Origin of the sequence: Pseudomonas sp. LBUM920 (assembly GCF_003852315.1) — a bacterium.
Classification (GTDB): Bacteria; Pseudomonadota; Gammaproteobacteria; order Pseudomonadales; family Pseudomonadaceae; genus Aquipseudomonas.
The window spans coordinates 4,904,548-4,917,381 of record NZ_CP027762.1 but is presented as its reverse complement, the minus strand read 5'-3'; the positions used below and the strand labels follow the sequence as shown (position 1 = coordinate 4,917,381).

Sequence of the window (12,834 nt, the reverse complement as noted above, 5' to 3'; positions counted from 1 at the left end):
TCAGTTTCCTGTACGAACTGCGGCTTATGGGGTGGTGCACCGGGCGTGCGCCCTGACGCAACCGCAAGACACCGCTGTTTTTTGCCTGAGATACAAATAGCCACTTACCCGCCCTACGGTTCCGGAACCCTCTTTCAGAGAAACGCCAATCAGGTAACCAGACGGCGTGCGAACGCAGGCCTTCGAATCGGCAATCACCCCTCCACTATCTGAATCCGGGAAGGTCCCTATGACTAGCGTAAACACTCGACCAGCACCCTACACGGTTGGCTATGAACAGCCTCAAAAGCCCTCGCCCATCAGCTACCAGGACAGCGCCCGCGCATCCGAACGCACCAGTACCCCGCCCGATTCGGCGCCGCTGCGTCCCGCGATGACGCCCGAGCAGCGCGGCCAGTTCTCAAGTCATAGCGCCATCGTGAACCCGCCACTTTCACAGGGCTCGGAGGCAACGGACTTGCTGGCAGAACTGACGCAAAAAAATATAGCGCTTCGTGCCAAGTTCCAGGGGTTTGCCGCCGAGGTTGGGCCGCAGATCCAGAGCCTCCAACAGCAAGTCGTCGACCTGACTCAGCAACTCAATACCACTCAACCCTCCTCGAATGAGCCTGAGGCTGCGCCGCAGAACCGTTCTGCAGGTGAGCAGCGCACTGCGCCGCCGCAGGCTACGCCGGTTACACAGGACCCATCGGGGACTGATCCGGGCCAGGCTCAAAGCCTTGAAGCGTTGAACCGTGAGAGCAAAGCGTTTCGTCAGGAAGTCTTAGCGTTTTTCGGGGAGCTCAAGACGGTGATTCAGCAACTGCAAGAGCAAATTCAGGGCTTGGCTCAACGCATTGACGCGATTGGCACGCCTCAGAACGCGGTGCCTTCTGAGCCGGACAATTCCGCTGAGCCGGGTCCGTCACCCGAAGCAACTGCGCCCGCGAATGACTCAACGCCGGTCCCGAGCGATGAGCCAGACGCGACTTCTGCGCGTGACGTCGAAGCACTCATGAGCGAAAACGCCCAGCTCCAGGCTGGGCTTGATCAGATGGAAGCGCAGTTCAAGGCCGTGGTTGCGCAGCTTCAGGCGCAGATCGAAGCCTTGAGCAAGAAAATCAGCGAGCAAAAGCAATAAGGGCTGCACCGCGTCGGCCGTGTATGGGGGCACCCCATACGGGCCGCGTCAGGGTTGATCTATCCCTCGAACCGCAGGATCACCCGGCGGTTGTGCTTGCTCTTCTTCTCGATTTTCTCGCAGAACACCCGGCCGATTTCCTCGGTGTTGATCACATGGGTGCCACCGCATGGCTGGATATCGATGCCGGCGATTTCAATTACCCTCACCGAACCCTGGATCACCGGGGGCGCTACCGCCTGGGTACGGGTGATCTGCAGCAGGGTTGAGTACTCCGAGGCGGGCATCGACAGGGTTTTCACCACGTGTGCCTGCTCAATCAGGGCGTTGAGGTCGCGGGTGATGCTGTCTTTATCGAGGGTCATTTCCGGCAAGTCGAAATCCAGCCGGCCTTTGTCTGCGCTGATGCTGCAACCGGTGACGGGGGCATCAATGATCGAGCACAGCAAATGCAGGCAGGTGTGCATCTTCATATGCTGGTAGCGGCGCTCCCAGTTCAGACCCGCGTCCACCTGGACCCCGGCAGTCAACTGCGGCGGACACTCTTCGACTTGATGCCAGATGATCGAACGCAGCACTGGGTCGCGTACGGTGCCGATCACCTCGACGCGCGTGCCATCGGCCAGTGTCAGGTGCCCGGTGTCGCCCGGCTGGCCGCCGCCGGTGGGGTAGAACAGCGTGTGCTCCAGGGCAATGCCGTGTTCGCTGACAGCAATTACCCGCGCGCTGAAGGCATTCTGGTAGGGCGCGCTGTCGAACAGCGCCAGGGTTTCCATGGTGTGCACAGACATGTTCAACCTCCGACAATCAGTGGGCTGGCTTGCAACAGGTGGCGCACCATCGCACTCAAGCCAGGGGGGGAGAGCAGGGTGATTTCAAATTCCGGCCCGCAGATTTTCAGGTTCAGCGGCAAGCGTGGCAGCTGCTCGCCGACATCCAGGCGGCGCAGGCGAAACTGCAGGTGATGCCGCTCTTTCACGGTGGGCTCCAGCATCAGCCCCTGTAACGGGTGAAAGTCGGCGTCGAGCACCGTGACCTTGTGGCTGGCATTCACTTCGCCGACCACGTGCAAACGCTCGTCCAGGGCAAACGCCCCGAGGTAGTTGCTGTGGTCTGACTCATCGTTTTTCTGCAGTTGAACCTGATTGACCACCTTGACCTTGGTCCCTGCAGGCACGTCCTGGGTGATGACGCACGAAGGGCTGATAAACACGTTGTCGCCGATCAGCACATAACCCAACACGCGGGCGCCGGCGCCGACCTCAACGTTGTTGCCCAGACGTGGGTGGCGTTTGCCATCCGGGTTGTTGGCGATCCCGCGGGCGCCCAGTGTTACGCCGCAGAGGATGTAGCAGTCGTTGCCGATCTCGCAGGTTTCGCCGATCACTGTGCCGTAACCGTGGTCCAGCACGAAGCGCCGGCCTATGCGCGCAGCGGGATGGATCTCGGCTCCAGAGAGAATTTTGCCCTGGTTGCTGAGCTTGAGAGCCATGCGCGAAAACTCGCCATTGGTTTGATCGGGGAAATGCCATACCAGGTGCGCAAGGCGGTAAAACAGCACGGCCTTGAACGAGGCATAGGATTCCAGAATCAACTCGCCGCGCCCGCGTGACGCCGGGTCGCGGTAGGCATAGGCGATCAAGTCTTCGGCCACCGCCTGGGCGGCGTTCTGGATCAGCGGCGCCAGGTGCGGTTCCAGCTGCTTGATCTGCGCAGGCGTCAGGGTCTTGATGAGATGGGTGAGCAACTCATCGTGCAGCTGTTGCATGTCGATAAAGCCCCCCATGGAGGCACCCCCGCGTTCTGGATGGTTGGGAAACCGGTTATTCGAAACTGGGCAGGTAGCTGTCAGCATTGTCGTAGACCATGGTCAACACCACCGTTTCGGGCGGCAGTTCGGGGGCGAGTTGGGCGATGGCGACCATGTTGGCGGCCGAGGACAAGCCCAGGCTGATGGCGTCGGTGCGCATGATGCGTTTGATCATGTCCATGCACGCCTGGTGCGACACCTTGAGCATGCCGTCGATCACGTCCAGGTTGAGAATGCTCGGGATCAAGCCAATCGACAGGCCCTGGATATGGTGCGGCGCGTGCTGGTTTTTCAGCAGGTCGCATTCCTCCGGTTCCACGCCCATGACCCGCAGTGCAGGCCAGGCGGCCTTGAGCGTTTCGCCGATGCCCGTGAGGTGGCCGCCGGTGCCGATGCCGCTGACGAAATAATCCACGCGCCGTTCACCGAACGCGCGAAGGATTTCCGGGGCGGTGGTGTCGCGGTGGGTTTGCGGATTGGCGCCGTTACGCTGCTGATTGAGCATCACGTAGCTGGGGTTTTCCAGCTGCAGCTCCATGCACTTTTCGCCGTGGGAGTTGTTCCCCAGGCGGCTGTCCGACAGCACCACCCTGGCACCGTACAGGCGCAGCAGTTTCTGTTTTTCGGGGCTGTAGTTGTCCGGGATCACCAGCACCACTTTGTAACCCAACACGTTGCCGGCCATCACCAGCCCAATGCCGGTGTTGCCGCCGCTGGGCTCGATGATGGTCTGCCCGGAATCGCGCATCAGCACGCCGCGGCGCTCGGCGTCGAGGATCATGCCCAGGGCGATGCGTGCCTTGTGGCTGCCACCTGGGTTGAGGGATTCCAGCTTGGCGTAGACCTCGATGCCAAGGTCTTCGGAAAACTGCGCCAGACGCACGATCGGCGTGTGGCCGATCACGTCAAGAATGGAGTTATGCAACATCGGTCAGCCCCCGGATCAGTACAAAGGCATGTCGGGTTCGACGTCGCGAACCCAGTGTTTCATGCCGCCCTGCAGGACTTTGGTGTTGGCGAAACCGGCGGCCAGCAAAGTGCTGGCGGCTTGCTCGGCGCGGGAGCCGGCGTAGCAGATCAGGTAATGGGTATTGTCGCGGCTGAGGCTGTGCAGTTGCTCATCCAGTTCGGCCAGGGGGATATGCACCACGCCTGGCAGTTTGCACACCTCCAGCTCAGTGGCGTCACGCACGTCCAGCAGCACATCGGCGCTGCGGTGGTGTTCAAGCACTTGCTTGAGTACTCGCGGCTTGATGTAGCGTTCTTCGGCCAGTGACGGTTGGCTGGGCACGGCATCGGCGCACACTGTCGGCGCCACGGGTTCGCTGCGACGCAGCGCCGAGCAGCACGGGCAGTCGGCGCGACGCTTGAAGCGGATTTCGCTGAATTTCATCGCCAGCGCATCGAAGCGCATCAACCGACCGGACAGCGGCTCGCCAATGCCGATCAGCAACTTGATGGCCTCGGTGGCTTGAATCATGCCGACCACCCCCGGCAAGACGCCGATTACGCCGCCGGCGCTGCAGTTGGGTGCCAGCTCGGCAGGCGGTGCAGAGGGAAACAGGCAGCGGTAGCACGGCCCACCTTTATAGTTGAGCACACTGATCTGCCCGTCGAAGCGGTAGATGGCGCCGTAGACCAGCGGCTTACCCAGCTGCACGCAGGCGTCGTTGACCAGGTAACGCGTGTCGAAATTATCGGTGCCATCGATCACCAGGTCGTAGGCGCCTACCAGCTCCAGGGCGTTGTCGGCGTTGAGGGCGGTGTCGTGCGCGTTGATCTGGATGTGCCGGTTCAGATCCTGCAGGCGCTGCTTGGCCGACTCGACCTTGGCCATGCCCAGTGTGCTGTTGCCGTGAACGATCTGGCGTTGCAGGTTGCTGCTTTCCACCACATCGAAGTCCACCAGGCCCAGGGTGCCAATGCCGGCCGCCGCCAGGTACAGGCTGATGGGCGAGCCGAGGCCGCCGGTGCCGATGATCAATACCTTGGCCTTTTTCAGGTTCAACTGACCTTCGCGCCCGACGCCAGGCAGAGTGATATGGCGCACGTAGCGCTGCACTTCTTCATTGCTTAAAGCCTCCACGTCCATGCCGCCCGAGGTGGCGAGCAGCACTTCGATTCTGGCTTTTTCCGGCAAGGGTGCGTCGGCGTCGATCAGTTCTTCCTCGGCCGTGAACAGGAAGTGTTCCTTGAGCTGATTGTTCTGCTCGTGAAACAGGTGCGGGCGCAGCTGCGGATGGCTGCTGCAGAGGTTTTCAATGACTTCGCGCAATGTCGATCCGGTGCCCTCGAGGGTCGATTCCGGTAGCTTGGCCACGCGAACCAGAATGTCGGGGAAAGAGACAGCGTTCATGGACAACTCCGTGTGCAGGTCGTTGAAGGGTTGAGGGGCGAAATGCTTGCCGTCCCAGGCAAACAGCTTTGAGCCCAGGGCCTTGCCCTGGCGTACATCCACCACCAGGTAGCTCACGGGGTAGATCGGCTCACCCAGGAACAGCGCCTTGTCCTGGTCTTCGTCACTGAAATAGGCGCCGACATCCGGGTGCGAGTGATAGATCACCACCACCGGGTTATCACTGCGCAACGCCTTGTTCATCAACAGGGTGTCGGCCACCGAGAAGGTGTAGCCGTTGGCCGCGCTGCGCGAGTACATCTGGGGGTTCTTGCGGTGCAATTCGTTCTGGATATTGCTGCCCAGGTACACGCTGCCGTCGGCGAAGACAAAACCACAGCATTCCTCTGGGTAGCTGCGGCTGGCGTGGGCATAGATCTGCTCCAGGGCATTGGGGCGGAGGACGTCCATGTTTCTCTCGCGTTGCTGATAGGGGTGGGTCAGGAGGCTCAATTTTTCTTGGCCAGGAGTTTTTCGACAGGCAGCTTGGTGATCGCAAAACCAGCCAGCAGGATGGCGGAATACAGCATCAGGTCACGGGAAATTTCCACGCCTTCGTACCAGGCGCCGATGATCACCGCGAATACCGGGAAGATGATGAACACGAACGACAGAATGATCGGACTCAAGCGCTTGAGCAGCATGAAATACACGATAAACCCGCCCACCGACGCCACCAGCCCCAGGTAGAACAGCGCGCTCCAGGAACGCAGCGTGATGGTTTCAAAGGTTGGAGTTTCAAACCACAGACCGGCCACGAACAGCATCAACCCGGCAATGCCGATGGGCAGTGTGTTGTAGGTGATCACGCTGATGGCGCTGCCTTTTTGCTTGGTAATGACGTAGCACAAGGCATGCATGATCGCGGCGGTCAGAATCGCCAGCACTCCGAAGAACTCGGCGTGGTCCAGGTGCAGGCCCTGGCTCTTGATGATCATGTAGAGGCTGCCGAAACCGATGCCGATGCCGACCACCTGGGAAAAATAGATGCGCTCGCGCAGAAACAGCGCGGAAAAAATCAGGATAAACACCGGCATGCAGCTGAACAGCAGCGCGGTGAGGCCTGAAGAAACATGCATCTCGCCGTAGTTGAGCAGGTAATAGGGAACGCTGAAGTAGGACAGCGTCACGAATACGAAGAACCAGCGGCTTTCACGCGGGAACAGGATGGGCTCGCGGCGCACCAGGGCGAAACACAGGAACAGCGGGAAGGCGATCAGGAAGCGCAAGCCCGCGGAGGTCAGCGGTGGCACGCTTTCGACGGCGATCTTGATCCCCAGCCATGTAGTGCCCCAACTCAGGCACACGATAAGAAACATCACGCTGGTTACCAGGCCGGCCAACCACTGTTTCTGAGTTTTTGTTTTTGTTGTGTTTTCAAGAACGGCGGACATTGGCATCGTTTATTGCTTCCCTGAGCCGGAATTGAACTCTATATTGACTGTGTATTAAGTTGTTTCATTCGGTGATTGAACCCGTAAAAGCACACTATTAGGGCGAATGATGGCTGTCAAAACAAATATTGACATGGTGTCAATTATGCGTGAGGGGTTGTCCAGCGGTCAGGGCGTGAAGTACAAGCGCCTGTCCGATGTGATGGAACGGGGCATCCTTGAAGGCTTGATTGAACCCGGACGAAAACTGCCGCCCCATCGGGTGCTTTCCGACAATCTGGGTGTGACCATCGGCACTATCAGCCGAGCCTACGGCGAACTGGAACGCCTTGGGTTGGTGGTGGCGCGAGTGGGTGACGGCACTTTCGTGCGCAAGCGTGGGATGGAGCGCCAGCGTGATGAAGGTTTTCGCAACGTCAGCGAGGAGCCGCGCCATTACTTCGACATGAGCCGTAACATGCATATTCCTGGTCAGGAGACGGTGTTTCTGGCCCAGAGCTTCCAAACGTTGTCGACCAACGCCAAGTTTCTCCAGGACATCAGCGCCTACACCCCGGATGCCGGTTTGCCGCGCTACCGTGAGGCCGGGGCGCAGTGGCTGGTGCAGCGTGATTTTCATCCGATTCCCGAACAGGTCATCTGCGTCAACGGCGGTCAGCATGGCCTGCTGTGCGCGATGATGGCATTGCTGCGGGCGGGCGATACGGTGGTTACCGAACAGCTGACCTATCCAGGGCTGATCACGGCCGCGCGCATGCTCTGCGTGCGCCTGATCGGCCTGGAGATGGATGAAGAAGGCGTGCTGCCGGGCGCGCTGGATGAAGTCTGTCGTAATCACCGGGTGTCGGCGTTGTATTGCACGCCCACCATCCAGAACCCGACCACGGCGGTATTGTCGGTCGCACGCCGGGAAGCGTTGGTCAAGGTATGTCGCGAGCACAATCTGCTGATTCTGGAAGACGAAGCCCACGGCGTATTGGTAGAAGATCGGCCGCCGCCCCTCAGCCATTTCGCGCCTGAGCGTACGATTTTGATCAGTAGCCTGAGCAAGGCGGTGTCCGCAGGTTTGCGGGTGGGCTATGTGCACGCGCCACCGGCGCTGGTCAGCCGTATTTCGGCGGCCTTGCGCTCGACGTGCTGGATGGCCACGCCAGTCACCCTGGAGCTGGCGACCCAGTGGATCGAAAACGGCACGGCGGAATACCTGCTACGTCAGCAGATCAACGAGATCAGCCGCCGCAAAGCCCTGGTGCGCGACCTGCTGACCGGCCTTGAATACCGCACCCACCTCAACAGTCCGCATTTTTGGATTGAAGTGCCAGAGCCATGGCGCGCGTCGGAAATCGAAGCGGAACTCAAGCAGAATAATTACCTGATCGCCACGGCCGAGGCCTTTGCCGTAGGGCAAACGGCGGTGCCGCAGTTTATTCGGGCGAGTATCTGTAATACGTCGGGTGACGATCAATTGTTGCGGGCGGGGTTTGATGCGCTGGCGACGGCGTTGGGGCAGGGGGGGGGCCGGTTTCACCTGTAGGCCGGTTTACCGCGTTATCGTTCATCGCAGGCACCGCAGTTATTTGAATCGGCGCTCCACGCCTTTTTCCACCAGAATCTTCGCCGAAATTTCTTCCACCGAAAAATGCGTGGAATTGATGTGCGCAATATTCTCGCGACGGAACAGATTTTCCACCTCGCGCACTTCGAACTCGCACTGTGCGTAGCTGGAATAGCGGCTATTGGGCTTGCGTTCGTTACGAATCGCCGTGAGGCGGTCCGGGTCGATGGTTAGACCGAACAGCTTGTGCTGGTGCGCGCGCAGGGCGGCCGGGAGCGTCAGGTGTTCCATGTCGTCTTCGGTCAGCGGGTAATTGGCCGCGCGGATACCGAACTGCATGGCCATATACAGGCACGTCGGGGTTTTACCGCAGCGGGACACACCCACCAGGATCAAATCGGCCTTGTCATAATAATGAGTGCGGGCGCCGTCATCGTTGTCGAGGGCAAAGTTTACCGCCTCGATACGCTCCATATAGTTGGAGTTGTGGCCAATGGAATGGGACTTTCCTACTGAATAGGAGGAGTGTTCACTCAACTCCTGTTCCAGGGGCGCCAGGAACGTGGAGAAGATGTCGATCATGAAACCATTGGAGGTGGCGAGGATCTCACGGATGTCTTGATTGACGATGGTGTCGAAAATGATCGGGCGAAAACCGTCTTTTTCAGCCGCCAGATTGATTTGTTGTACCATGGCCCGCGCTTTATCCACGCTGTCGATATAGGGCCGCGTGAATTTGGCGAAGGTAATGTTTTCGAACTGCGCGAGCAGGCTCTGACCCAATGTTTCGGCTGTGATGCCGGTGCCGTCGGAGATAAAGAAAGCAGATCGTTTCATTTGAGCCCTGGGCCTTAAGCTGATGGCGAATCTTGGATATGATAGGCGCGATTTTGCCGTCCCGCAGTGGGCCGCATTCTCACTTATTTTCCAGGTCCAGGCCACAAGCGCTGGCGTTTGCTCCTACTGAGCCGCCGGCGTCCTGAGCTTTTCCAACACAGAAAGTGGAGAGATCACCTTGGTAGAGTACGTAGTTTCCCTCGATAAGCTCGGCGTCCATGATGTAGAGCATGTGGGGGGCAAGAACGCATCCCTCGGCGAGATGATCAGTAATCTTGCAGGCGCTGGTGTCTCGGTGCCCGGTGGTTTCGCCACCACGGCCCAGGCTTACCGCGACTTCCTCGAGCTGAGCGGCCTCAACGCCCAGATCCACGCCGCGCTGGACGCCCTGGACGTCGATGACGTCAACGCCCTGGCCAAGACCGGTGCCCAGATCCGTCAATGGATCATGGACGCCGAGTTCCCCGAGAAGCTCAACGAAGAAATCCGTACTGCCTTCGCTACATTGTCGGCCGGCAACCCGGACATGGCCGTCGCCGTGCGCTCTTCGGCCACCGCCGAAGATTTGCCAGACGCCTCCTTTGCCGGTCAGCAGGAAACCTTCCTGAATATCCGCGGCGTCGAAAACGTGATCCGCGCGGCCAAGGAAGTATTTGCCTCCCTCTTTAACGATCGCGCCATTTCCTACCGCGTACACCAGGGTTTCGACCACAAGCTGGTGGCCCTGTCTGCCGGTGTGCAGCGCATGGTGCGTTCGGAAACCGGCACCGCCGGCGTGATGTTCACCCTGGACACCGAATCCGGTTTCCGTGACGTGGTGTTCATCACCGGCGCCTACGGCCTGGGCGAAACCGTGGTACAGGGCGCGGTCAACCCGGACGAATTTTACGTACACAAACACACGCTTGAGGCCGGTCGCCCGGCGATCCTGCGCCGCAACCTGGGCAGCAAGGCCATCAAGATGATCTACGGCGACGAGGCCAAGGCCGGTCGCTCGGTAAAAACCGTTGAAGTCGACAAGGCAGAGCGCGCGCGTTTCTGCCTGACCGACGCTGAGGTCAGCGAGTTGGCCAAACAAGCGATGATCATCGAAAAGCACTACAAGTGCCCGATGGACATCGAGTGGGCCAAAGACGGTGATGACGGCAAGCTGTACATCGTGCAGGCGCGTCCTGAAACCGTGAAAAGCCGCACCTCTGCCAACGTCATGGAACGCTACCTGCTGAAAGAAACCGGCACCGTGCTGGTGGAAGGTCGTGCCATCGGCCAGCGCATCGGCGCCGGCAAGGTGCGGATCATCAAGGACGTGTCCGAGATGGACAAAGTCCAGCCGGGCGACGTGCTGGTGTCCGACATGACCGACCCGGACTGGGAGCCGGTGATGAAGCGCGCCAGCGCCATCGTCACCAACCGTGGCGGGCGCACTTGCCACGCGGCGATCATCGCCCGCGAGCTGGGTATTCCGGCAGTGGTGGGCTGCGGCAACGCGACCCAACTGTTGAAAGACGGCCAGGGCGTGACCGTATCCTGCGCTGAAGGCGACACTGGTTTCATCTTTGAAGGTGAGCTGGGCTTCGACATCAAGCAAAACTCCATCGATGCCATGCCGGACCTGCCGTTCAAGATCATGATGAACGTCGGCAACCCGGACCGCGCCTTTGATTTCGCGCAGTTGCCGAACGCCGGTGTGGGCCTGGCCCGCCTGGAGTTCATCATCAACCGCATGATCGGCGTGCATCCCAAGGCTCTGCTGAACTACGACGGCCTGCCGCTGGATATCAAGGAAAGCGTCGACAAGCGCATCGCCGGCTACAACGATCCGGTGGGCTTCTACGTCGAGAAGCTGGTGGAAGGCATCAGCACCCTGGCGGCGGCGTTCTACCCGAAAAAGGTCATCGTGCGGCTGTCGGACTTCAAGTCCAACGAATACGCCAACCTGATCGGCGGCAAGCTCTATGAGCCGGAAGAAGAAAACCCGATGCTGGGCTTCCGTGGTGCCTCGCGCTACATCAGCGAGGCCTTCCGCGATTGCTTCGAGCTTGAGTGCCGTGCTCTCAAGCGCGTGCGCAATGAGATGGGCCTGACCAACGTCGAGATCATGGTGCCGTTCGTGCGTACCTTGGGCGAAGCGAGCCAAGTGGTCGACCTGCTCGCAGAAAACGGCCTGAGCCGTGGTGAAAACGGCCTGCGCGTCATCATGATGTGCGAGCTGCCGTCCAACGCCATTTTGGCCGAAGAGTTCCTGGAGTTCTTCGACGGTTTTTCCATTGGCTCCAACGACCTGACTCAGCTGACCCTGGGCCTGGACCGTGACTCGGGGATCATCGCCCACCTGTTCGATGAGCGTAACCCTGCGGTCAAGAAGCTGCTGGCCAACGCCATCCAGGCCTGTAACAAGGCCGGCAAGTACATCGGCATCTGCGGCCAGGGCCCTTCCGACCACCCGGACCTGGCCAAATGGCTGATGGAACAGGGTATCGAAAGCGTCTCGCTGAACCCCGATTCCGTGCTGGAGACCTGGTTCTTCCTGGCGGAAGGGCAAGCGTCCGCCTAAGGTCGTGACTTAAAAAGTGCCGGTCACTCCCAAAGGGTGACCGGCATTCTTATCTGTGCAGGGCGGAACTCCTTCCGGACGCCGCCCTTTTTTGTGCAAGAGCATTATGCAAAGCAGCAGCAACCTGTTTCCCGTCGCCCTGATCAGTGCTGAACGTCGCGGCGACCTGAGTGAAGACGTGTACCGCCTCAAACCCGGCAACAGCCCCGACGGTACCGTCGAGCTGGCGGTAACGCGTTTGGGCCTGGCCGATGTCCCGGAAAACCGGGGCACGCCGGTAATTTTATTGCACGGTAGTTTTTCCAACCGGCGTTTCTGGTACTCGCCCAAAGGCATCGGTTTGGGCGCCTATCTGGCGCGCCAGGGCTTTGATGTGTGGATTGCGGAAATGCGCGGGCATGGCTTGTCCAAGCGCAACCATGACTACGCGAGCAATCGCGTTGCCGACTACGCGCGTTACGATTTGCCGGCCATCGGCGCGTTTGTGCGTGAGCAAAGTGCACAAATCCCGCACTGGATCGGGCATTCCCTGGGCGGCACCGCACTGGCTGCAGCCCTCGGCGGGCAGTACCTGGGGGCGCCAGCGGTGGCCTCGGTGGCGTTGTTTGGTTGCCAGGTCAGCCGTACCCACTGGCCGTTGAAAATTCCCCCGGTGGAGTGGACCGCTCGTTTGCTCCTGAAACGTTTTGGCGAAGTGTCCGGCGCGCGGCTTAAGCGTGGTCCGGAGGATGAGCCTGCGGGCGTGATGATCGAAGCCATGCGTTGGAACGGCCTGTTCGGTCGCTTTGGCGATGGGAAACAGGATTGGTGGAAGGGCCTCGCGGAAGTCGATGTGCCGTTGTTGGCGGTGAGTGCCGCCGGTGACCAGCAGGACCCGGATTGGGCGTGCCGCAAGTTGTTCGAGCAAGTCGGCTCCGAGCACCGCCAATACTTGTGTCTGGGTCGCCAGCAAGGCTTCAGCGGGGATTTCGGGCATGTCGAGATGCTGGTCAGCAAAGCCGCTCAAGCCGAGGTATGGCCAATGGTAGCGCGGTGGTTGAACGATCCGCTGACACCCTTGGCCGGGGCGCACCCGCAGGTACTGGCAGCTGTTTGATCAAGCGCTCTGCCAAGGGCGTTTCACTCGTGTGTGGTTGCGGCTAAGATATGACGCGTTAAACGCTTCTGGT

At 60.0% G+C, this 12,834-nt stretch carries 10 protein-coding genes; 4 read left to right on the top strand and 6 right to left on the bottom strand.

What is annotated here, in order from left to right:
* The first annotated feature begins 166 nt into the window (after positions 1–166).
* Complete coding sequence (locus C4J83_RS22665) at positions 167–1,120, top strand: hypothetical protein (protein ID WP_124418253.1); 954 nt, start codon at positions 167–169, stop codon at positions 1,118–1,120.
* Positions 1,121–1,179: 59 nt separating this feature from the next.
* Here the strand turns inward: C4J83_RS22665 and C4J83_RS22660 are convergent, their stop codons facing one another.
* From C4J83_RS22660 to C4J83_RS22640, 5 genes are read right to left on the bottom strand one after another with little or no spacing between them, the layout of a single operon-like run.
* Complete coding sequence (locus C4J83_RS22660; protein ID WP_106576295.1) at positions 1,180–1,911, bottom strand: alanyl-tRNA editing protein; 732 nt, start codon at positions 1,909–1,911, stop codon at positions 1,180–1,182.
* A gap of 2 nt (positions 1,912–1,913) precedes the next feature.
* A complete protein-coding gene (locus C4J83_RS22655; protein WP_106576296.1) occupies positions 1,914–2,906 on the bottom strand; it encodes a serine O-acetyltransferase in 993 nt (330 codons plus the stop codon).
* Between the two features lie 37 nt (positions 2,907–2,943).
* Positions 2,944–3,858 carry a PLP-dependent cysteine synthase family protein gene (locus C4J83_RS22650; RefSeq protein ID WP_119742096.1) on the bottom strand — a complete coding sequence of 305 codons (915 nt, stop codon included), beginning with the start codon at positions 3,856–3,858 and terminating at the stop codon, positions 2,944–2,946.
* 15 nt (positions 3,859–3,873) lie between these two features.
* On the bottom strand, positions 3,874–5,736 hold the full coding sequence (moeB, locus tag C4J83_RS22645; protein ID WP_124418252.1) for a molybdopterin-synthase adenylyltransferase MoeB: 1,863 nt from the start codon (positions 5,734–5,736) through the stop codon (positions 3,874–3,876).
* 38 nt (positions 5,737–5,774) lie between these two features.
* Positions 5,775–6,668, bottom strand: a complete 894-nt coding sequence (locus C4J83_RS22640; protein WP_164487959.1) for a DMT family transporter — start codon at positions 6,666–6,668, stop codon at positions 5,775–5,777.
* A 160-nt stretch (positions 6,669–6,828) separates the two neighbouring features.
* On the opposite strand from C4J83_RS22640, the gene C4J83_RS22635 reads away from it, so the two are divergent.
* Positions 6,829–8,253 carry an aminotransferase-like domain-containing protein gene (locus C4J83_RS22635; RefSeq protein ID WP_124418251.1) on the top strand — a complete coding sequence of 475 codons (1,425 nt, stop codon included), beginning with the start codon at positions 6,829–6,831 and terminating at the stop codon, positions 8,251–8,253.
* Between the two features lie 39 nt (positions 8,254–8,292).
* Here the strand turns inward: C4J83_RS22635 and ppsR are convergent, their stop codons facing one another.
* Positions 8,293–9,111, bottom strand: a complete 819-nt coding sequence (gene ppsR / locus C4J83_RS22630; protein ID WP_058412273.1) for a posphoenolpyruvate synthetase regulatory kinase/phosphorylase PpsR — start codon at positions 9,109–9,111, stop codon at positions 8,293–8,295.
* Between the two features lie 178 nt (positions 9,112–9,289).
* On the opposite strand from ppsR, the gene ppsA reads away from it, so the two are divergent.
* On the top strand, positions 9,290–11,665 hold the full coding sequence (ppsA, locus tag C4J83_RS22625; RefSeq protein WP_106576300.1) for a phosphoenolpyruvate synthase: 2,376 nt from the start codon (positions 9,290–9,292) through the stop codon (positions 11,663–11,665).
* Between the two features lie 106 nt (positions 11,666–11,771).
* Positions 11,772–12,761, top strand: a complete 990-nt coding sequence (locus tag C4J83_RS22620; RefSeq protein WP_124418250.1) for an alpha/beta fold hydrolase — start codon at positions 11,772–11,774, stop codon at positions 12,759–12,761.
* Positions 12,762–12,834 lie beyond the last annotated feature (73 nt).

What these genes read in the sequence shown, in the direction of transcription:
- C4J83_RS22660 (WP_106576295.1), bottom strand. Translation starts at nt 1,911, where the DNA reads ATGTCTGTGCACACCATGGAAACCCTGGCGCTGTTCGACAGCGCGCCC.
- C4J83_RS22655 (WP_106576296.1), bottom strand. Translation starts at nt 2,906, where the DNA reads ATGGGGGGCTTTATCGACATGCAACAGCTGCACGATGAGTTGCTCACC.
- C4J83_RS22650 (WP_119742096.1), bottom strand. Translation starts at nt 3,858, where the DNA reads ATGTTGCATAACTCCATTCTTGACGTGATCGGCCACACGCCGATCGTG.
- moeB (WP_124418252.1), bottom strand. Translation starts at nt 5,736, where the DNA reads ATGGACGTCCTCCGCCCCAATGCCCTGGAGCAGATCTATGCCCACGCC.
- C4J83_RS22635 (WP_124418251.1), top strand. Translation starts at nt 6,829, where the DNA reads ATGGCTGTCAAAACAAATATTGACATGGTGTCAATTATGCGTGAGGGG.
- ppsR (WP_058412273.1), bottom strand. Translation starts at nt 9,111, where the DNA reads ATGAAACGATCTGCTTTCTTTATCTCCGACGGCACCGGCATCACAGCC.
- C4J83_RS22620 (WP_124418250.1), top strand. Translation starts at nt 11,772, where the DNA reads ATGCAAAGCAGCAGCAACCTGTTTCCCGTCGCCCTGATCAGTGCTGAA.